The organism is Bacteroidales bacterium (assembly GCA_035299085.1).
GTDB lineage: Bacteria > Bacteroidota > Bacteroidia > Bacteroidales > UBA10428 > UBA5072.
In genome coordinates this window covers 39,256-61,285 of record DATGXG010000048.1, presented here as the reverse complement: position 1 = coordinate 61,285, position 22,030 = coordinate 39,256, and the positions used below count along the sequence as shown (strand labels likewise).

General features: G+C 44.4%; 18 protein-coding genes. 15 read left to right on the top strand and 3 right to left on the bottom strand.

Going from position 1 to position 22,030, the window contains the following annotated elements; genetic code table 11:
* Positions 1-68: 68 nt before the first annotated feature.
* Complete coding sequence (gene mtgA, locus VK179_16010; protein HLO60256.1) at positions 69-839, bottom strand: monofunctional biosynthetic peptidoglycan transglycosylase; 771 nt, start codon at positions 837-839, stop codon at positions 69-71.
* A 251-nt stretch (positions 840-1,090) separates the two neighbouring features.
* Positions 1,091-1,372 carry a hypothetical protein gene (locus VK179_16005; GenBank protein ID HLO60255.1) on the bottom strand — a complete coding sequence of 94 codons (282 nt, stop codon included), beginning with the start codon at positions 1,370-1,372 and terminating at the stop codon, positions 1,091-1,093.
* 97 nt (positions 1,373-1,469) lie between these two features.
* Here VK179_16005 and VK179_16000 point away from each other — a divergent pair, with 97 nt between their 5' ends.
* From VK179_16000 to VK179_15950, 11 genes are all read left to right on the top strand, one after another.
* Positions 1,470-3,068 carry a carboxyl transferase domain-containing protein gene (locus VK179_16000; GenBank protein HLO60254.1) on the top strand — a complete coding sequence of 533 codons (1,599 nt, stop codon included), beginning with the start codon at positions 1,470-1,472 and terminating at the stop codon, positions 3,066-3,068.
* A 14-nt stretch (positions 3,069-3,082) separates the two neighbouring features.
* Positions 3,083-3,880 carry an enoyl-CoA hydratase-related protein gene (locus VK179_15995; GenBank protein HLO60253.1) on the top strand — a complete coding sequence of 266 codons (798 nt, stop codon included), beginning with the start codon at positions 3,083-3,085 and terminating at the stop codon, positions 3,878-3,880.
* 4 nt (positions 3,881-3,884) lie between these two features.
* The gene (locus VK179_15990) at positions 3,885-5,876 is read left to right on the top strand and encodes a biotin carboxylase N-terminal domain-containing protein (protein HLO60252.1); all 1,992 of its coding nucleotides are present in this window, start codon (positions 3,885-3,887) and stop codon (positions 5,874-5,876) included.
* A 12-nt stretch (positions 5,877-5,888) separates the two neighbouring features.
* Entirely contained in the window at positions 5,889-7,046 is a 1,158-nt protein-coding gene (locus VK179_15985) for an acyl-CoA dehydrogenase family protein (protein ID HLO60251.1), read from the top strand.
* Positions 7,046-8,038 carry a hypothetical protein gene (locus tag VK179_15980; protein HLO60250.1) on the top strand — a complete coding sequence of 331 codons (993 nt, stop codon included), beginning with the start codon at positions 7,046-7,048 and terminating at the stop codon, positions 8,036-8,038. The genes VK179_15985 and VK179_15980 overlap by 1 nt, the downstream gene beginning before the upstream one ends.
* A 16-nt stretch (positions 8,039-8,054) precedes the next feature.
* Positions 8,055-9,311, top strand: a complete 1,257-nt coding sequence (locus VK179_15975) for a hypothetical protein (protein HLO60249.1) — start codon at positions 8,055-8,057, stop codon at positions 9,309-9,311.
* 255 nt (positions 9,312-9,566) lie between these two features.
* Positions 9,567-10,475 (top strand): GYDIA family GHMP kinase, encoded by a 909-nt coding sequence (locus VK179_15970; GenBank protein HLO60248.1) that lies wholly within the window; start codon positions 9,567-9,569, stop codon positions 10,473-10,475.
* Entirely contained in the window at positions 10,475-11,566 is a 1,092-nt protein-coding gene (locus VK179_15965; protein HLO60247.1) for a hypothetical protein, read from the top strand. Before VK179_15970 ends, VK179_15965 begins: the two co-directional genes overlap by 1 nt.
* A gap of 1 nt (position 11,567) precedes the next feature.
* Positions 11,568-12,455: a hypothetical protein gene (locus tag VK179_15960; GenBank protein ID HLO60246.1), complete on the top strand. Its 888-nt coding sequence runs from the start codon at positions 11,568-11,570 to the stop codon at positions 12,453-12,455.
* A 231-nt stretch (positions 12,456-12,686) separates the two neighbouring features.
* The gene (locus VK179_15955) at positions 12,687-13,070 is read left to right on the top strand and encodes a co-chaperone GroES family protein (GenBank protein ID HLO60245.1); all 384 of its coding nucleotides are present in this window, start codon (positions 12,687-12,689) and stop codon (positions 13,068-13,070) included.
* 191 nt (positions 13,071-13,261) lie between these two features.
* Positions 13,262-14,203: a PAS domain S-box protein gene (locus tag VK179_15950; protein ID HLO60244.1), complete on the top strand. Its 942-nt coding sequence runs from the start codon at positions 13,262-13,264 to the stop codon at positions 14,201-14,203.
* Between the two features lie 89 nt (positions 14,204-14,292).
* On the opposite strand, the gene bfr is transcribed toward VK179_15950, so the two are convergent.
* On the bottom strand, positions 14,293-14,763 hold the full coding sequence (gene bfr, locus VK179_15945) for a bacterioferritin (protein ID HLO60243.1): 471 nt from the start codon (positions 14,761-14,763) through the stop codon (positions 14,293-14,295).
* Positions 14,764-15,024: 261 nt separating this feature from the next.
* On the opposite strand from bfr, the gene VK179_15940 reads away from it, so the two are divergent.
* The 4 genes from VK179_15940 to VK179_15925 all read left to right on the top strand — a co-directional run bounded on the left by VK179_15940 (position 15,025) and on the right by VK179_15925 (position 22,030).
* A complete protein-coding gene (locus VK179_15940) occupies positions 15,025-16,245 on the top strand; it encodes a S8 family serine peptidase (protein ID HLO60242.1) in 1,221 nt (406 codons plus the stop codon).
* Between the two features lie 4 nt (positions 16,246-16,249).
* Complete coding sequence (locus tag VK179_15935; protein ID HLO60241.1) at positions 16,250-18,583, top strand: tetratricopeptide repeat protein; 2,334 nt, start codon at positions 16,250-16,252, stop codon at positions 18,581-18,583.
* Between the two features lie 117 nt (positions 18,584-18,700).
* Positions 18,701-20,380: a DUF1800 domain-containing protein gene (locus tag VK179_15930; protein ID HLO60240.1), complete on the top strand. Its 1,680-nt coding sequence runs from the start codon at positions 18,701-18,703 to the stop codon at positions 20,378-20,380.
* 12 nt (positions 20,381-20,392) lie between these two features.
* On the top strand, positions 20,393-22,030 hold the full coding sequence (locus VK179_15925) for a DUF1501 domain-containing protein (GenBank protein HLO60239.1): 1,638 nt from the start codon (positions 20,393-20,395) through the stop codon (positions 22,028-22,030).

Genomic DNA, 22,030 nt, shown 5'->3' with positions numbered 1-22,030 from the left:
TTGCTTCGTCGCATAAAATCTATTCTATAATCAATAATTGTTCTTGCTCCTCGCAATGACGTGGTATTTTATAATTCCACCTTCCCTATCTTTCTCATGATATCCAATATCTTCGCCTGCCTTCGGAGCATGTAAGCCGAAGGCTGGGAGGGGTTTCTTTTCCTCGGATTCGGCAGGGATGCGGCTATTAGGGCCGCCTCACCCCGGGTGAGACGCGATGCCGGTTTATGAAAGTATTTTTGCGAGGCCGCTTCAACGCCGTATACTCCATTGCCTGTTTCAACCACGTTGAGGTATACAACCATTATCCTTTTTTTGCTCCAGACGGTTTCAATCATCACCGTGAAATAAAGTTCAAATCCTTTCCTTATCCAGGTCCGTGCCGGCCAAAGGAATACATTTTTAGCCACCTGCTGGCTGATTGTACTGGCGCCATGCTTTCTCCTGTGCCTTTTATTATAATCTACAGCCTTTTCTACAGCCTGCATATCGATTCCGAAGTGCTCTGTAAACCGGTTGTCCTCCGAAGCTACAACCGCCTGTATCATATTGGGAGAAATATGCCGGTATGAAACCCAGTCTTTATGGATACCGGCAAAATGACCTTTGGAATCTTTTGCAAACGCTCTTTGAAGCATCAGGGGTGTTAGGGGAGGATTGATAAAGGAGAAAAGAAGAACTGCAAGGATGGTTGAACCGAAGAAACCAATGGCGCTCCATTTTGCTATTTTCCAGGCTTTCTTCAGGTAAGGGGTATACGCTTTTGGGTTTGGTTCTGAAACCCATGTGTTCTGTGGCTGCCCTGTTATCTGGGATTCCGGCGGTTGAGATATTCCCATTGGAAAAATTTGTAGCCGAAATATAGGAAAAAATGAAAATCGTCATTGCGAGGAGCAAACAAAAATTATGATTATGGCAGAATCTATCGCGACGAAGCAATCTGTCAGCACAGGCAGAACATTACCAAGACAAAAATAATTGGAATAAGTATCACTTTGCAGCGTCCTTCCTGTTCAGGCAGATTGCTTCGTCGCTTGAAATTTTGGTAAACTCATTGGTATGTGTGGCTCCTCGCAATGACGGCCGACGTTCAGCCTGCGTGCTTCTCTTCCAGCTCTTTAATCTTTTCCTTGGCCCTTAAGTAATAGGCCTTGTATTTAATGTAGTGATTTCCTCTTTCAAATTCCCAGTAAACATTACCGGCCCTGTAAATCTTACCGATGCAGGCCTCGAAAATCAGGTTGTAGTTGATTCCGACAAGCCTTTCAGCCTGAAGGATTGATTTAAAGCGCACACTTTTGTCACCGAAATGGCCAATGACCGGTACATTGTACTTCTTCTGGCCGCGTTTCTGGATCAGTTTGCCGGACATGTTTGATTTTTAGCTCGTTTACGTTAAACACATTCAAATGGTTGCGTTATGAACAATTATTAAAGGATGGTGTTAATCTGCAAAGCATTGAAATACCTTGGATGTTCTCAAATCAAATATTAAAACGGGTAATGAACAATTCAGGATCCGAAGGGAATCATATGAGTCGTCTGTTGCCGAACTCCGGCAGTACATCCGGAAGTATACCCGTGGCGGTGATCCTGAACGCATCCGGAATCATACATCAAAAGGAAAACTAACTGCAAGGCAACGCATAGACCTTCTTGTCGACACCTCGGGCGCATTCCTGGAATTGTCTCCTCTGGCGGCTTTCGGACAATATGAAGATAAGTTTCCTGGTGCAGGCATTGTAACCGGCATTGGAATCATCCACGGCCGTGAAACAGTTATCATTGCGAATGATGCAACCATCAAGGGCGGCACTTATGTGGCTGAAACGATTAAAAAACACCTTCGGGCCCAGGAAATTGCACTCGAAAACAACCTGCCCTGTATTTATCTTGTCGATTCGGGTGGTATTTATCTTCCTGAACAGGCAAGGGTTTTTGCCGACAAGAATGATTTCGGAAGGATCTTTTATAACCAGTCGGTTCTTTCTGCCGCCGCCATTCCACAGGTTGCTGTTGTTTTGGGCTCCTGCACAGCAGGCGGGGCCTATATACCCGTCATGTGTGAAGAAACGATCATCGTCAGGAACCAGGGTACTATTTTTTTAGGAGGTCCGCCCCTTGTTAGTGCCGCAATAGGTGAAGAAATTTCAGCTGAAGAATTGGGTGGCGCTGCAGTTCACACAGGTATTTCGGGTGTGGCTGACCATCTTGCAGTCAACGATGAGCATGCGCTCCATATTTGCAGGAACATTTTTGAAACGCTTCACCGGCCTGAAAAGCAAAGCAACCTGCAAGCTACCCCTGAAGAACCTTTATATGACCCCCACGAATTATATGGCCTTCTTCCTCAATCAGTCAGGGAAAATCCTGATCCCCGTGAGATCATTGCCCGGATTGTAGACGGAAGCCGTTTCCAGGAATTCAAGACGGAATATGGCCAAACCCTGGTCACCGGATTTGCGCGGATAATGGGCTATACAGTCGGAATTCTCGCTAACCACGGTGTAATCCATGCATCCTCGGCCTTAAAAGGAACACATTTTATCGAACTTTGCAATTACCGTAAGATTCCCATGGTCTTTCTTCAGCATATCACCGGATTTATGGTGGGCAGGGAGGCTGAACATAACGGAATAGCCCGCGACGGTGCCAAAATGGTACATGCAGTTGCTACATCCGTGGTTCCTAAATTCACAATAATCACCGGCGGTTCATTCGGGGCGGGGAATTATGCTATGTCTGGCAGAGCCTTTAACCCACGGCTTTTATTCATGCTTCCGGGTGCACGTATTTCAGTGATGGGAGCCGAGCAGGCCGCGCATGTGCTGGTTACTATAGGCGAAAAACACAATAATGGCTCTGCAGCAGTACTCCAGGCAGAAACCAAACGAAGCACAATATTTGAAACTTACGAAAAGCAGGGATCTCCTTATTACAGCACCTCCCGGTTGTGGGATGACGGGATCATCGATCCCGTGGATATCAGGAAGGTGCTTGGATTGGGCATCGCCATGTCAATGAACAAAAAATTCGCTGATCCTGAAAATGGGATCTATCGCATGTAATACAATTGTGTCAAATGGTAAAAGAAACTCCCGTTCTCACAGAAATAAGCGGAAATTCGGCTGTTATATGGCTTAACAGGCCTGAAAAACACAATGCACTGAATATTGAAATGCTGTCACAATTTCTTCAGGCTATACTTCACCTGAACAACGTTCCATCCATACGAATCATTACTATCCGCGGAAAAGGGAATTCATTTTGCTCAGGAGCCGATCTTAACTGGATGCAAAACTCGTTGAGCTTGTCAATCGAGGAGAACTATGTTGAATGTGAGATACTTGCATCCTGCTTTCATGAAATTTACAACAGTAAGAAAATAATTATAAGCCAGGTTCACGGGTTTTGCATGGGGGGCGGGAATGGCTTTGCTGCTGCTTCTGATATTGTACTTGCAGAAAATAATTCAGTCTTTGCTTTTTCCGAAGTATTGCTTGGATTGGTGCCTGCCACAATTATGCCCTATGTCACGGCTAAAACAGGCCCTGGTAAAATAAGCGAATACCTTCTTACCGGCCGCAATTTTACAGCCGGGGAGGCAAAAGAAACCGGACTTGTTAACCGGATATATGATGAACCTGGTGCGCAGGAAATTCTCGAGGGACTTATCAGCCAGTTATTAAGAGGTGCTCCTGAAGCACAGCGTACAATTAAGTATAATCTCCGCAATCCATACCCTGATCTGCTATTACCCGGACTGAAGACCCAGACGGCAAATCAGCTGGCCGGCATAAGAACATCCTTAGAAGCCAGGGAAGGCGTTAATGCCTGTCTTCAGAAACGACTTCCTGTCTGGGAAAATGAAATGCTTTGATTTCATGGAAAGGCCTTTGAAAAAAATACTGATTGCCAACAGGGGCGAAATCGCGTTACGGATTATACGGACAACGCGCAAAATGGGTATTTCCACTGTTTCGCTCTACACTGAAATTGAAGCCGGTAACCCGTGGTCTGAAGAAAGTGATGAATCGTTCTCTCTTGGTAAAGGAACGCTTTTGGAAACATGGCTGAATATTGAAAAAATAATTGACATCGCTGTCGAAACCGGCTGTGATGCGATTCATCCGGGCTATGGCTTTCTTGCAGAAAATTCTCTCTTTGCCGAAGCTTGCCATACCCACAATATTGCATTTATAGGGCCGCCTGCTTCGATTCTGAAATTAATGGGAGATAAAATAAACGCCCGTGAATGGGCCGGTTCACTTGGAATTCCGGTTCCTGAGTCGTTTTGCGGAAACTCCCTGGAATTGCTTTCCCTGAAGGATACTTTGCCTTACCCGGTAATTGTAAAAGCCGTGGTAGGAGGCGGTGGCAAAGGTATGCGGCTTGTATCTTCGCCCGATGACATTGAAAATGTGCTGAAAACTACCTCAAATGAAGCACTTCAATATTTCGGCGACAACCGGATATATATTGAAAAATATATTGAAAACGCAAGGCACATCGAAATACAAATTCTTGCTGATAAATATGGCAATGCCGTTCATCTTTTTGAAAGGGAATGTTCGGTGCAGCGGCGTCATCAGAAGCTTATCGAGGAAAGTCCTTCATCAGTTCCAGCACATGTTTTGAATGAGCTTATCCATGCATCCCTTCAGATTGCCCGGTCAGTTAAATACGAAGGTGCCGGAACGGTTGAATTCCTGGTTGAACCTTCGGGTAAATACTATTTTCTTGAAGTGAATCCGCGAATACAGGTCGAGCACGGCGTTACTGAATTAATTACAGGAGTCGACATGGTTGCGGAACAAATCAAAATTGCCGCAGGATTTCCGCTTGCTTTAAAGCAACAGAATCTAAAGTCGGAAGGTCATGCCATTGAAGCACGTATGTATGCTGAAGACCCTGAGAATGACCTGTTACCTTCTCCCGGAATTGTGCATGAACTATCATTTCCTGAAGTAAATGGACTTCGACTTGAAACATCGGTGAGGCCGGGGAGTGCCATCGCTGAGAACTTTGATCCGCTGGTTGCCAAAATCCTTATTCATGCTAATTCACGCAGTGAGGCTGTTGAACTTTTGAAACGTACTGTTAAACAAACTGCTGTAACCGGAATTCATAACAATCTGGCATTGCTTGATCTGATCCTGTCTGATCCTGATTTCAAAAATGAAAAAACTTCCACGGTGTGGCTGAACCAAAAACTGGATGGGTACAGCTTGCTGATTGCCCAACGCCGGAAAGTATTTGAACGGGTCTCGCTTTGTGGTGCTGCATTTTGGGTATTGAATTCTGAATCGACAGAAAAACATGCAGTCTGGAATTCCGGTTTCTGGAGAAATGTAAACCGCATTCGGTTTCGTGCCGATCAGGGAGTAACCGAAATAGAATATGAAAGAACCGGACCCCAAAGCATTGACTTATATATCAATGAAGAAAGAATTGAAATTTCAGACCTGAATAAAAGCGGCAACAGGTTGCGTTTCCTTTTCAATGGCCGGCCTGTTGAATTGTATGCCCGTTTTGAACAAGGAACAACCGTATCGGTTTCAGACGGTCATTTAACCTGGCAATGGCCTGTTTTTGCGCTGAAGTCCGAAAAGGATTATGTAAGTGAAACGGCATATTTTACAAGCCATAGTAATATGGTTAAAGCACCTCAGCCCGGAACGGTATTGAATATAAGGGTATCGGAGGGACAGAGGATAAACAGGGGTGATTACCTGCTAACCATTGAATCGATGAAACTTGAAAACACAATTATGGCAACATGTGAAGGCATGGTTGAAAAAATCGCCATTAAAACAGGTGACAGGGTGAAAAAAGATGAACCGCTGATTTACCTGCAGGATTCTATTAACAATTAAGTTTATAACTAAATGCATCCTTTACTTACAGAGAAACACCAATTATACAGGCAAAAGGTCAGAGATTTTGCCGAATCCGAAATTCGGGGTCTCGCAGCGGAACTGGACGAAAAGAACCAGTTTTCAGTTGAAATTACTAAAAAGATGGGGGATTTCGGCTTGTTTGGCATTACCTTGCCCGGTCGTTATGGTGGCCAGGATCTTGATACATTATCTTACATTATTGCCGTTGAAGAACTCGCCCGGATCGACAGCTCCCAGGCAGCCACTGTGGCATCGCATAATTCCCTTGGAATAGGTCCGGTTTTTCAATTCGGAAATGAAAAGCAAAAGTCCGAAATGCTTCCTGCCTTTTGCAGGGGCGATAAGCTTTGGGCTTTTGGACTAACTGAAGAAACTGCAGGCTCGGATGCCCGTGGTACTAAAACATCAGCCGTTCTTGAAAAAGGCGAATGGGTAATAAACGGATCAAAGATATTTATAACCAATTCATCTTCGGATATATCTTTCGGAGCCACATTGCAGGTTGTTACAGGTGAAAATAACGGAACCAGGGAGCTTTCAGCCATACTGGTCCCGCGTAATTCCCCCGGTTATTTCTGCCAGCGCATCCATAACAAAATGATGTGGAGAGCAGCTGATACCGGTACGCTTGAATTCAAAGACTGCCGTGTGCCGGAAGAAAACATTCTCGGAACACGGGGAATGGGTGCCCGTATTATGCTTAAAACCCTTGACGGCGGAAGGCTGGCTATTGCGGCCATGGGTTTGGGACTTGCTCAGGGTGCGTTTGAAATGGCGCTCGAATATTCACAAAAGAGGCAGCAATTCGGACATCCGATAGGAAAAAACCAGGCGATAGCCTTTAAACTTGCCGATATGGATATGAAGCTTGAACTGGCCCGCAACACGCTTTATTTGGCTTGCATTCTAAAGGATCAGAATAAGCCTTATGAACGTGAAGCAGCTATTTCAAAGCTTTACTGTTCTGAAATTGCAAAAGAAATAGCTGACCAGGCAGTCCAGATTTTCGGCGCCTATGGTTTATTCAAAGACAATCCCATTGAGCGCTTTTACCGCGATCAGCGTATTCTTCAGATAGGCGAAGGAACATCTGAAATTCTCCATATTGTGATATCACGCTTTCTGGGTTTAAAACACCTTCTCTGATGGAGCAGCGTAAAACCGATCATATTCATGCTGCACTGCAATCTCAGATCAGCATTGAGGAACACGATAACCGGTTTCATTATGAACCTCTGTTAAGTGCTCATCCGGAGGGAGACCTTCCTCCGGTGAAATTCCTTGGGAAGAAGCTTAGGGCTCCGCTCTGGGTTTCAAGCATGACGGGAGGCACATCCGGCGCAAAGGATATAAATCATAACCTGGCAAAAGCCTGCCGGGAATTCGGTATGGGAATGGGACTCGGTTCATGCCGGACATTGCTTCACGGAAATACCTATTTTGATGATTTTAATGTGCGGGACATTATAGGAACTGATCTCCCGTTATTCGCAAATCTTGGCATTGTTCAAACCGAACAGCTGATCCATGAAAACAAAACGGAAGCCATTCACCATTTGGTTGACAGCCTTAAGGCAGACGGACTCATTATTCATATCAATCCCCTGCAGGAATGGTTTCAACCTGAAGGCGACAGGTTAAACCATCCGCCTGTTGAAACTATAAAACGGTTACTAAAAGTGGCCCGATATCCGGTTATTGTGAAAGAAGTGGGACAGGGAATGGGGCCTGCAAGCCTTCGTGAATTATTTAAATTACCCATCAGCGCCATTGAGTTTGCTGCTTTCGGGGGAACCAACTTTGCCAGGGTCGAACTCATGCGCGGCAGCACTGACAGACAGTTTCTGTATGAACCTTATACCCGCATAGGCGAACCGGGATTCAGCATGGTAAATTATGTGAATGAGATACTGGATAGTGAGCACACAACACGATGCCATGAAGTGATCGTTTCCGGGGGAATAAAAAATTTTCTCGACGGATATTACCTCATCAATAAAGTTCACACAACGGCTATATATGGGCAGGCATCAGGATTCCTGAAACACGCGGCTGAAGGATACGAATCGTTGCAAAAATACTGTACCGACCAGGTGAACGGACTTAAACTGGCTTATGCCTATCTAACTGTGAAATAGATTGAAACCGGAAAAGATGATTGAAGGGTTTTCAACAATGACCCGTGAACAGAAAATTCAGGTTGCTTCAGAATTTACTTCTCAGCCATCTGAATTTATCAGGCAGATGCATACCAACTGGAAGGGTGAACTGGATGATTTCACTGAAAATGCAGTCTCCGGATTTCCTCTTCCATACAATCTTGCCCCTAATTTCCTGGTTAACGGAAAGGAGTATATCATCCCTATGGTTACCGAAGAAAGTTCCGTTGTTGCTGCTGCTGCTTCCGCTGCTAAATTCTGGTATAAAAAGGGCGGATTCACAACCCGGATTATAGGCATGACAAAAGCCGGACACATCCATTTTATGTGGAACGGGGACAAGGAAATACTTTTCAGAATGTTTGAAGAAATTAAGCCTGCCATGGTTGATTGTGTCAGCTCATTCACTGCGTCGATGCGGGCCAGGGGAGGGGGGATTCAACAGGTAACCCTGCAGGATATGACTGACAGGCTGGAAAATTATTTCAGGGCGGAGGTGCTTTTCAACACAGCGGATGCCATGGGAGCTAATTTCATTAATACCTGCCTGGAAAAGATGTCTGAATTTATGGTGAATCGTTTTGAGGAACAAAACACGGGCAGGCATATTGAGGTGATCTTGTCTATTTTATCAAACTATACACCCGGGTGTCGGGTAGAATGTAAAGTTTCATGTCCTGCCGATGAGTTTGACACCGAATTCCTGCGCAGGTTTGAACTGGCGGTGAATATCGCTTCAATCGATATGAACAGGGCGGTCACTCATAATAAGGGGATATATAACGGGGTTGACGCCGTAATGTTAGCCACAGGGAATGATTTCAGGGCTGCGGAGGCGGCCGGTCATTCCTGGGCTTCTTCAGGCGGAGGGTATACCTCGTTGTCGCGGTTATTCCTGAAACCGGGTTTGTTTGAGTTTATTATCGACATTCCTCTTGCAGTGGGTGTCACCGGTGGTCTCACAAGCCTTCATCCTATGGCTAAGGCATCGCTTGCACTGCTTGGTAATCCCGGCGCAGGTGAACTGATGTCAGTTGCAGCCTCAGCGGGAATGGCCAATCATTTCAGTGCTATAAAAGCACTGATCACAGGTGGGATTCAACGGGGTCATATGAAACTTCACCTGGCCAACATTCTGAACCAGTTAAGTGCTGGTATTTCTGAAAAGAAGGAAGCTTTCACCTGGTTTCATAATAAAACCGTTTCCTATTCAGATGTAAAAGAATTTTTGTCGGAATTACGAAAAAGATAAAAATAGATGCCCCGTCATTGCGAGGAGCCAGTCAGTTCACTGATTATAGCAGATTCTCAGGCGACGAAGCAATCTGCCAGCACAGGAAGGTCTTTAAACGGAGCGATGCCGCGGGTTCCATTGGTACCAAACCAGTGCTTCTGGCAGGGAACTTCCTGTGCGGGCAGATTGCTTCACACCGTAGGAACCGGTGTTCGCAATGACGATCTATTCCGAATACCTAAACCTTTAAACATCTAAACCTTTAAACACATAATGTACCGCTCCAACGGAAAGCTTATACTAACCGGTGAATACATGGTCCTTCTCGGGGCCAGGGCCATAGTACTCCCCCTGAAACCCGGACAAGATATGCAAGTTTCACTGAAAGGCCAGGATGGGCAAATTAAATGGAATGCTTATTCAATGGATTATCTTTGGTTCACAATGGTTGCAGATACCGTCACGTGGACTGTTTCAGAAACCACAGATCAAAATACAGCACAAAAATTAGTTTCGTTGTTACAGGAAGCAGGAAACTTGAATCCTGCTTTATTTGCATCACCTGGCGGTTTAGAAGTCAACACCTATACAGGATTCAAAATGGAATGGGGCTTTGGCAGCAGTGCTGCACTGGTTGCCAACGTTGCTGCTTGGGCCGGTGTAGATCCGTTTCAACTTTTATTTAAAACGTTCGGGGGATCAGGTGCCGATCTTGCAGGGGCTTTATCTGACGGACCGGTCGTATACCGGCAGATAAACGGTAAACCTTCATATTGCCGTATAGTCTTCAATCCCGGATACAGAGACAAACTCTGGCTTGTTTACCTGGGGGAAAAGGTGGATACGGGAACCGGAATTTCAGGATGGAATTCTACAGGGAAAGTTGAACGGAAACACATAACCATGATTGATGATCTGACCCTCAGAATAGCTGAGGCCCGGGATTTAAAGGAATTTGTTAATCTTATCGGTCGGCATGAGCAGATACTGTCTGAATTGCTGGAAAAGCCGACTGTAAAGGAATTGATGTTCGATGATTTTCCCGGTGAAATGAAATCCCTGGGAACCTGGGGAGGCGACTTTGCCCTGGCTGTCAGTGAAGAAAATGAAACTGCCGTCAGGCAATACTTTAATTCGAAAGGGACCACTCCGATATTTTCTTTTAATCAAATCGTACTATAATGTCCCCCGCAATTGTTGAAACAACTTACCTGGCAGAAGCCTTTCAGCCTGCAATTTATAAACCATCAGAGGGCATAACCGAATGGAAATGCCCTTCAAATATTGCCCTTGTCAAATATTGGGGCAAAAAGAATGATCAGAAACCGGCAAACCCTTCCTTAAGCGTAACTCTTACAAACTGCTTCACCAGCCTCACATCTGACTACAGCATTAAGCCCGGTGCACCCTTTAAACTTGAGTTCCTGTTTGAAGGAAAACAGAACCCTCAATTTGAGGATCGCATAGTATCCTATTTCAGAAAGCTTATTCCCTATTTCCCTTTTATAAATAACCTGCATATAAAGCTGGAATCGTGCAACAGCTTTCCCCATTCATCTGGAATTGCATCTTCCGCCTCTTTTTTTGGAGCCCTGGCATTGGTTGTCTGCAGTATGCAAAACAATGAGGAAACCTTAACCACTGATTTCTTCAGGAAGGCATCCTTTATGGCACGACTCGGATCAGGAAGTGCATGCCGCTCGGTATTCGGCGGACTGACTTTATGGGGTGAAACACCCTTTATATTAGGATCTTCAGATGAATATGCACTGCCTGTCGAAGATAAAGGCCAGGTTCTTTCAGCTTTAAGAGATTCTGTCCTGGTTGTATCTTCGGGTGCTAAATCCGTTTCAAGCAGCCGTGGACATGAGCTAATGATTAAACATCCGCTTCGTGAAGCCAGGATCGGGCAGGCGGAACGAAATCTTGAGAGGATTCTTAGTGCCCTGAATTCGGGTGAAATGAATGATTTGATGAATGTGACCGAAACCGAGGCACTTACTCTTCATGCCCTTATGATGACTTCTGACCCGGGTTATATGCTCATCAGGCCGGAAACCTTTGAGATCATCATACGGATAAAGGAATTCCGCCGGCAAACAGGAATCCCGGTCGGATTCACGCTGGACGCCGGTCCCAACGTGCATGTGTTGTACCCTGATTCTACAAAAGCAGGTGTAATTACATTCATTGAAAAAGAGCTTACCGGTTATTGCGAAAATGGGAAAGTGATTCATGATTTGGCCGGTAATGGACCGTTAAAAATACGCTGAAATGGGCTCTTTCAGAATTTTCAACGGCAAAGTCATCCTGTTTGGAGAATACTCTGTAATGGCCGGTTCATCTGTTTTAATCATTCCTTATCGCAGGGCAACAGCGCAACTTGTCATGGCAGCCGGAACTGCGGATGATTCCGTGCGACGGTCAAATGATGTTCTGGTTCGGTTCAGTAGTTTTATAAACAGTAATGCCAGTGAAGTCATCGACACGGAAGCCTTCAGGAATGATGTAGTCCGGGGCCTTTATTTGAAATCTTCTGTTCCGGAGCATAAGGGACTGGGCAGCTCAGGTGCTTTGTGCGCTGCTGTGTATGATTCCTATAAAAGATCGGAGATCAGAGATCTGAATACTCTGCAGCAGCTTTTTGCTTTCATGGAGTCCTTTTTCCATGGCACCAGTTCCGGTGTGGATCCATTATCCATTTACATAGGTGCTCCGGTTATCATTGAAAAATCGGAGTATAAAATACCTGAAATTCCGAAGGAAACCAGGATTGTTCCTTTTTTATTGGATAGCGGAATAACCTGTGAAACCGCACCATTGGTGAATGAATTCAGAAGAATGTTCAGTCAGCATTCATACTTTTCAGACTTCCAGGGAGAATATGTACCGTTGGTGAACTCATCCGTTGAATCGTGGAAAAACGGGAGCCTTGGATTGAAGCAGGTTTCCGCACTTTCTGACGCCCAGGTCAGATTCCTGTCGCCCATGATTCCCGATGCTATAAAGCCGGTTTGGAATGCTGGCAGTGAATCGGGATTATTTTCCCTTAAACTGTGCGGTTCGGGTGGCGGTGGTATGTTCCTGGGGTTTACTGAAGAAGCTGAGGCAACAAAGGCATTTTTGAGAGAGAGGTTTGGGTTGGAGATCATTTCTTTATAGGAACTTCTTCTTAAATCTTAAATCAGTGTTCCTTGATCGGTGTTTGATTGGCTTCGCCGTTTGAAGGCTTCGCCGTTTGACGCTTTGCTGTTTGATGCTTCGCTGTTTGAAGCTTCGCGGTTTGAAGATTTCAAGCCCTTCCTGTTCGGGCAGATTGCTTCACACCGTAGGAACCGGTGTTCGCAATGACGTGCTTTGTTGTTTTTACTATATTTGCTGCAAACATCTCACATGTCACTCGAAATAGGGAACCAGAATCTGGATAAGTTTATTGTTGTTGGCGACAGGGTATTGATTAAGCCTAAGACACCACATGAAAAAACAAAAACCGGGTTATATCTGCCTCCGGGTGTGCAGGAGCGTGAGAACATTCAGACAGGGTATGTTGTGAAAGTAGGCCCGGGTTATCCTATTCCTGCCATTAACGAGGTGGATGAACCGTGGAAGGATAAAAGCGATGAAGTGAAATATGTTCCATTGCAGCCGAAGATAGGGGATGAAGCCATTTATCTCCAGAAGAGCGGCTGGGAGATTGAATTCAATAATGAAAAATATGTTATCGTCCCTCACAATGCCATTCTGATGCTGATAAGGGATGAAGGACTGTTTAAGTAAAAAAGTAATCAGTAATTAAGCTTTTAAGGCCTAAGAGATTTTCGGTATTGATGTATCTCTTAGGCCTTATTTGCTATATTCCTTAATAACTGAAATTCTTTGTCAACAAATTCTGAATTTCGTCAATAAAACCACAACATTTCAAGCGTTTAAACGTAATTTACACCACACACTTAAACCAGCCTTTTTCAATGCGCAATTATAGGTTATATGCCGATAAAGTTTCTCAGCCGCTGCACGATGGCACTGATGAACTGTTCAGGGCAATTTTTGATGATTCCCCCGATGCGATTTTCTTAATCCATCCCCGCGACTTCGTTATTTACGATTGCAATGCCAAAGCACTGCAACTTTTCCAGGCTTCTGACAAAACAGAGATAGAAGGCAGGAATGCGTTTTCGCTTTATGAATCGGAACCCGTTGAATTCAGCAGGAATATTTTTCTTGAAACCATCGGTAAAGGCATTGAACATAGCCAGGAACTGTCTTTCCGTTCACTTAAAGGCAATGTATTCTGGGGCCGTTGCATCATACGGCAGGTGAAATCGAAAGGGATCCCGGTTGTTGTTTTTCGCGTTCGCCGTGTTATTGATTATATGAAAACAGCCGAAATGCTGTCAACAATGATCAAATATACGTCTAAATCTACGGGTCAGGCCTATTTCTCAACACTCACTGAATTACTTGCAAAAACCTTCAGCGTTTGTACTGTAATGGTTGCTAAAGTAAGTGATGACAAAAAATTGGCAACCCTGGTTCATGGATGGCACAGGTCAAAAACACTCGAGCCCTTTACATTTGAACTTGAAACAAGTCCTTCGCTCAATGTGATCCGCGGATATCCTACGTTTTATCCACGAAACCTCAGGGAAATGTTTCCCGATGATATCCTTGTCAAACAACTGAATATTGAAGCTTACCTGGGAACACCCATTTTCTGCGCAGCCGGTGAGGTTTGCGGATTATTGCTGATTATGGATGATCAGCCCATGGAAGAAATTCCAAACTCACGATATATCCTGTCCATCTTTGCATCGCGTGCCGGCGCTGAATTTGAGCGTTTGCAGGTAGAAGAAAGTTACAGGCAAAAGATACGGGAGCTGGAGGAGAAAACAGTGAGTGGAAACCAATAGAATTTATACTTATATTATTTCGGCTATCACGATAATAACCTAATAACCTAATAACCTAATAACCTAATAGCCTAATAGCCTAATAGCCCCTACTCATCAATCTGCTTCACCAAATAATTCTGCAAGCCCATCTGGTCAATCTGGTCCTGCTGTGCCTCTGCCCAGTCAATATGTCCTTCTTCCATTTCAAGAATTTTCGAAAGAAGATCAGATGATGCCTGGTCCCTGACTTCCCGTGCAAGTCTTATACCTTCGTTATAAGCCTTTACGGCACCCATCTCATCATTATAGTCATTCCTGATTATATCAGGAACGGTTTTGCCAATACTGATCGGGTTCAGTTTTGATACCATCGGAATTCCTTCAAGAAAAAGAATTCTTTCAATCAGCCATTCGGCATGCTTCATTTCATCAAATGCCTGTTTCCTTATGGCTTTGTGCAGCTTCTGGTAACCCCAGTTCTCACACATTTCGGAATGGACCATATACTGGTTGATTGCTGTAAGTTCATCAGCCAGCAAAGAGTTCAATACTTCAAGTAAACTTTCATTTCCTTTCATAGAGTATGTTTTGAGCTTTTTGTTGAATGGTTTTATTAAAAACAAGTGCTTGTATTAAAAGTTAATGGCGGAACCCATTTTTATCATGGGAACAGGTACCGTAGTAACAACATAAATCGGGCATCTGCAGATGAATTCAATGGTTTGTTAAAAAAACCTTAACAAAAACTGTATTGTATTGTTAACCAATAAATCCGTTTGAACATACCCGACCATTTTAAAACGGTTTAGCTTGAATTTATTAACCTAAGTCTTGCTCCAATGAAAATAATCGCCTTTATTTTCTTTCTGTGCTTGATCCATGACCTGACTGCACAAAACAACTATGTGGTAATCATGAAGGATCAGTTTGAGGTTCCGGTGATCAGAAACCGTGCAAACAATACAGACCGCGAAATGCAGAACAATGATAACCGACCGGCACGGGAGAAAAAATTATCGCACCTGGATGGTTTTATGAAATCAAAAGGTGTTTCTTCAAATAACGGCCGGTTTGTAGACGGTGGCGTCGGATTTGAAGCACTTTTGTCTCCTGAACAGGCTGATGAATTAAGAAATGATCCCAATGTTGATGGCGTATATGAGGATTTCTCGGTACAGGGAATTCCTATTCAGCAGGGAATCCCCATCCAGCAGGGCATCCCTATCCAGCAATCATGGAATTACAATGAAAGCACTAAGGCGAGCTGTGCAGTCGACCTCATCGGTGGCCCGGCTAACAGCAATAACCGTTCTGAATCGATCTGGATACTGGACACAGGCATCGATAAAAATCATCCTGACCTGAAGGTGAATGCGAAAAATACTATTGCAGTATCTTTTGTAAAAGGTGAAAATGCAACAGATGACTTTGCCGGTCATGGTACCCATTGTGCCGGAATCGCGGCCGGAAAAGGGATCGGCCAGCTTGGCTGCAATGGCGTTTCATCAGGTGCCGAAGTCATTCCGGTTAAAGTTCTTGACCGTAACGGCCAGGGCAGTTGGTCCAATATTCTTAAAGCTCTGGACCATATTGCCAAATTCGGTAAAGCCGGTGATGTGATTATGATGAGTCTTGGCGGGTATGATATATCTTCATGTGAAAATTCAAATCCTCCATTGGTTGCAGCTATTCGCGAACTGGCTGCTCATGGTATTTTTATAGTGATGTCGGCAGGCAATGACCATGGTGATGCCAATATTAACCTGCCAGGATGCATAAACGGCCCGAATGTATTTACAGTGGCTGCACTCGACTTTACCTGTTCAACCGGAATTTCGGGTTGTGCCTCATATTCAAATTACGGTCAGCCTGCGGTTGATTGGGTAGCCCCCGGTTCTAACATTTTTTCAACCTGGCCTGACCGGAAATATATGGTGATGTCGGGCACATCAATGGCATGCGCACTTGTAGCCGGAATCATTCATGCCCGCAATGGTGAACCTGCCGTGGGTGGAAGCTTTTCCTGCAACGGAGTGACATACCGAATACCATCCCGTTAAAACTATGGCAAGCCTGGTGCCTTCTTTTGAATATGATATTTTCATCAGTTACCGGCAAAACGATAACCTTGATGGCTGGGTAACTGACTTTGTCACGAATCTTCAGAAGGAGTTAAGAGGTACTTTAAAAGAAAGGCTCTCCGTTTATTTTGATACAAACCCGTGTGACGGGCTCCTTGAAAATCATAATGTGGATGAAAGCCTTGAAGGCCGTCTGAAATGCATTATTTTGATTCCTGTTATTTCGAAAACGTATTGTGATATAAAAAGCTTTGCCTGGAACAATGAATTCATTGCATTCAGGAACATGGCATCAAATGACCATGTTGGTCTGAATATTAAACTTTCTGACAAAAATGTCACAAGCCGTATCCTTCCCGTGCAAATCCATGAAATCAGCGCATCTGATCAGAGTCTTTTCGAAAAGGAAAATGGCAGTCCCCTAAGGGCCATTTCATTTATTTTTAAAAGCCCCGGAGTTAACAGGCCATTACTGGCATCTGATAACCGGTCGGAAAACCTTGGCAAAACGGTTTATCGCGATCAGATCAATAAAACAGCCAATGCCATCGGTCAAATCATTACATCTGTTCAGTTAAAAACTGCCGGAGGTTTAATCGCAGAGAGTCACGCCCATGCACCTGTCCTTAAATCCAATCCGGATGCAACAGCACCTGAACGCTTTAAAAAGAATCTTTCCCGAAAGACTATTATCGCGATTCTCACCCTGGTTGTTTTTTTGCTGGTTTATTTCTATTACCGGAAAAATTTGGCACATCCACAGGAAGAGGGAAAGATATCAATTGCCGTTCTTCCATTTGAAAACCGGAGCAGTAATCAGGATGATGAATTTTTTGCCGATGGCCTGACAGATGAAATTATTGAACATTTATCCATCCTGGGTGAACTGCATGTTATTAACCGACAGTCAATCCAGGATTACAGGGGTAATGATCTTTCATACAAAAAAATTGCAAGTGAACTGAATGTATCCAATATTCTTACTGGAAGCGTACGGCGGTCCGGCGACCTTATAAAGATTTCAGCCACACTCATTGAATGTGCCACGAATAAATACATATGGGGCGAAACATTCCAGAGAACCGGCAAGGATCTCATGGCCGTTCAAAGTGATATTGCAAAAAATATCGGGTCGGTTCTGAATATTAAAATCAATAATATTGAGGAGAAAAAGCTTGACCAGGTTCATACCCTTAACTCAAATTCATATGATTATTATTTGAAGGGCAGGACGCTGTATTACCGGTATGACAATAAAAGCAACGACGAGGCGGTACAGCAGTTCAGGAAAGCTATTGAACTCGATCCGCATTATGCCCTTGCCTGGGCCGGCCTTGGGGATGCATACAGCCAGATGCACAGCCGGTTTGGCAGAGAAGTGGCCTGGATTGATTCAAGTATAAAAGCAGGTAAGATTGCAGTCTCTCTGGATCCTTCGCTGTCCGAAGGCTACAAAGCCCTTGCAAACGCTTACACATATTCACACAAGTATGATACGGCTTTTGTTTTCCTCCAAAAAGCCGTTGAACTTAATCCGAGTAACGCCCAGGCAATAGGAAACCTGGGTACGTCATATTTTTTGAGGGGAAATCTTGTTGAAGCCCTGAAATGGGAAAAGAAAGCTGCAGGACTGAATCCGAAAAATGCAATTCCATTTCAGATTGTGGGCTGGATATACAGGTTGCTGGGAGATCTGCCCAAAGCAGAATCCTGGCTTGAAAAGTCGCTTGAACTGAACTCAACTTCTTACTGGGACACTTATGAAATGCTCGGGTATTGCTATGTATGCCAAGGGAAAAAGCAGGAGGCTACACAACTTATACATGACCTTCTCTCAAAGGTAAATCCTGATTCAAGGGCATATGAAACAGCAGGCGTGATGGCTCATTTTGCAGGTGATATATTGAATGCCAGAGAATACTTCCGCAAATCGATTGACCTCAACAGTTCCTATAAAGATGATCCTACAACTGTGAGTGCCATAGGGCTGGGGAAAATCTTACTCGGGGAAGGCAAAAACGTTGAAGCGGAAGTATACCTGACCCATGCCCTTGAAATAAACCTTGGGGAGATCAGGAAAAATTCACAGGATAAGAACATTCCTTTTAACATCTCCGGTATTTACGCGATCCTGGGCCAGCATGATAAAGCTTTTGAATGGTTATCAAAAGCAATCCAATCCGGATGGATTGATTACGCCCAGCTTGAGTACGGACCATGGTTTGCCGGCTATCGCAATGACCCCAGGTTGATTTCAACAGTAAAAACATTAAGCCGCAAGACTTCCGAAATGCTTGCAAAAACCAGGGAAATGTAATAGCTTTCCATACTATATTAATATAAATCAGCGTTCTATCATTAAAACATCAAACCTCAAACCTCAAACGCTAACAGCAATAATCGTTAATTTCAAAACAATTCTAAACCAATTTTCATGGCATCACTAAATCCAATTGCAGGAAACCTTGGCGAAAGGAATGCTGCCCATTTGCTCCGGCGTGCAACGTGGGGACCTTCTCCGTCCGATATCAGGACATTCGCGCCATTAACGCCGGCTGAAGCACTTAACACATTGTTGTCATCTCAACCTGTCCCTGTGCCTCCTGTTGACCTTAAAACGGGCACCACATGGGTTGATCCTCCTGATTATCCCGCCGCTGTTGAAGATGTGAACAGCAGCCAGGATATTCTCTTCAGCTATTTTAAAGCATGGCACATTGAACAGATGCGGCTTTCGGGCAGTAATCTTACGGAACGGATGACTTATTTTCTGCATACGCATCTTCCGGTTGCCTGGAGTGTTATAAACAGCAGCGAAGCTATTTACTATCAGAACGTTCTTTACAGGTATTATGCTCTTGGCAATTTCAAGGATCTTTTTAAAAAGGTATGTCTTGAAAACGCGATGCTTCGTTATATCGACGGCGATACTAACGATAAAGACAGTCCTAACGAGAATTTTGCCCGTGAAATGTTTGAACTGTATTCTGTTGGCAGGGGAACACAAGTGGGTGACGGCAACTACACCAATTACACCGAGGACGATATTAAATCAGCCTGCAAAATTCTTACAGGGTGGAAATTCGATGAAACGTTTACAAATCTCGATCCCGATACCCAAATACCCTGCGGGATACTCCAGACAGAGGTTTCTCAGGGCATCCCGGCAACGGACCTCGCAGTGCGCCATGACAAAACAACGAAAGTCTTTTCGGCGGCATTTGATAATCAAACCATATCCCCTTCTGAAATTATTGAAGACCAGCCAACAAAGGCTGCGACATTAAAGGAGTATGATGATCTGATTGAAATGATTTTCGCCCGTGAGGAGACTGCCCGCTTTATATGCCGGAAACTTTACCGGTTTTTTGTTTATTGGGAAATTACAGCTGAAATTGAGTCTGACATTATTGAACCTCTTGCTGCTACCTTCAGGGATAATAATTATGAATTTGCCCCTGTTTTGCGGCAGCTGCTTTCAAGTCAGCACTTCTTCGATACCGATACCCCTGTCACTTCTGATAATTCTATCGGTGCCATTATTAAAAGTCCTCTCGAACTTATTGTTGGTACGTTACGGTTCTTCGGTGTTGATATGCCGGGAAATACTGCTGATCTTTACAACAAAGCTTATTTAGCCGGTATTTTGCCTTTCCTGGCAGACCAGGGACTTGATTTTTATGAGCCAATCGATGTTTCAGGATATCCGCCATACAGCCAGGCACCGTCATATTATCGCGACTGGATCACACCGAACGCCATTGGTAACCGGTATCATTTTTCGAATATTCTGATGAACCGCTTGAATGAAGGAATTGACTGTGGTTTCCGGCTCGATGCGGTGGATTGGGTAAAAAATTCAGGTGAATTCTCAACACCTTCTGATGCATCGCAGGTTGTGAATACAATTACCAAATACCTGCTGGCTGTTGAAATTGACACCGACAGGCAGAATTACTTTCTTAACGATGTGTTTCTTGAAAATCTTCCTCCTGAAACATGGTCTTCCGAATGGTCGCAATATCTGTCCTCATCAGATGACACAGTTGTCAGGGAAAGGCTTGAAACGCTTCTCGCTTCTTTAATGCAGACTCCTGAATTCCAGTTATTTTAAAACAACCCAATCATGAAAAGAAGAAATTTCATTCGCAATATAGGTGTTGCCTCTGCCGGTTCTATGATGCTTGGCGGAGTGCCGGTGAGATTGCTGGCAGCAAATAATTATCTTAAACTTGGCGCTGCGGCGGGTAATAATAACAATGTTCTCATTTTTGTACAACTACACGGTGGTAACGATGCATTGAATTCTTTGATTCCCGTAAATCAGTACGATACGTATTATAATTTTCGCGCAAACATTGCCATTCCTGACAGCGGGTTACGGAAATTCATTAATGTGGACACTTCATTGCCTGTTGAAGACCAGGTGGGCCTTCATCCCGATATGATCGGATTCAAACAGTTATATGACCAGGGGAAAGCCGCCATTGTACAGAATGTTGGTTATCCTAATATGAATATGTCCCATTTCAAAGGCCGCGATATTGTTTTCATGGGTGGCGATTCGATAACCGATTATTCTTCAGGATGGATGGGAAGATTCCTCAACCACGAATACCCGGGATACCCCGATGCATATCCGGATGAAACCATGCCTGACCCTATAGGCATTGAGATGGGAAATGTGATGAGCATTGCTTTCCACCGGGAGGAAGGAATACCAATGGGAATTAATATCCATAACCCCGAACAGTTTTACCAGTTAATTACAACAGTCGGTATAAATCCTCCTATAGTATATCCCGACAGCCATGCCGGAGATGAGTTGCGATACCTTGCCGCTCTAGAGAAGAAATCAAATCAATATGCTGGTCGTCTGAAGGAATGCTATGATAACGGCAGCAATTCGGCGGTTTCCTACCCAGAAGCATACCCCCTAAGCGCTCCGGAGCCATTTTTAAGTAATCCGTTGTCAGGACAGTTGAGACTTGTAGCCCGGCTTCTCAAGGGCGGACTGAAAACGAGGATATTCTTCTGCCGGATTGGCGGATTTGATTTGCACGGCCAGCAGGTTGAAACATACGATTCAACACTCGGAACCCATGCAGCGCTGCTTTACCACTTGTCCTCTGCCATAAAGGCCTTTCAGGATGATATGGCTTCAATGGACATTGAAGACAATGTACTGACAATGACATTCACTGAATTCGGCCGGAGGGTTCACTCCAATGCAAGCTATGGCACCGACCACGGTACAGCAAGTCCTGTTTTCCTTTTCGGGAAAGGACTGAAAGGTGGCATCCTTGGAACAAACCCCGACCTGGGTAATCTTCATAACGGCAACCTTGTGTATACAACCGATTACAGGCAGGTTTACACGTCGGTTGTACAGGACTGGTTTGGCGCATCGGATGAGGCCATGCAGGCTACCGGTTTTAATGAGTGGGTTGATCAAAGGCTTGACCTGATAGCCGGTGCAACCGGAATTGGTAAAATACCTGCCGGCCGGTCAGGTTTATTGGGATGTTTTCCAAACCCGGTTATAAATGAAACGGCTGTAAGTTATTCGATCGACAGGCCGTCGACGGTTATAATTAAACTTTTCGATCTGAACGGAAGAGAACTTGCCAGGCAAAAGGATACTCAGGCTGTTTCAGGAAAACATTCCTTCACGATCAGTCTTGCACGGTTCAGTGCAGGTGAATACATTATTGAGTTTCAGAATGGTATGACAAGAGAAACTATTAAAGTTGTAAAAAGGTAG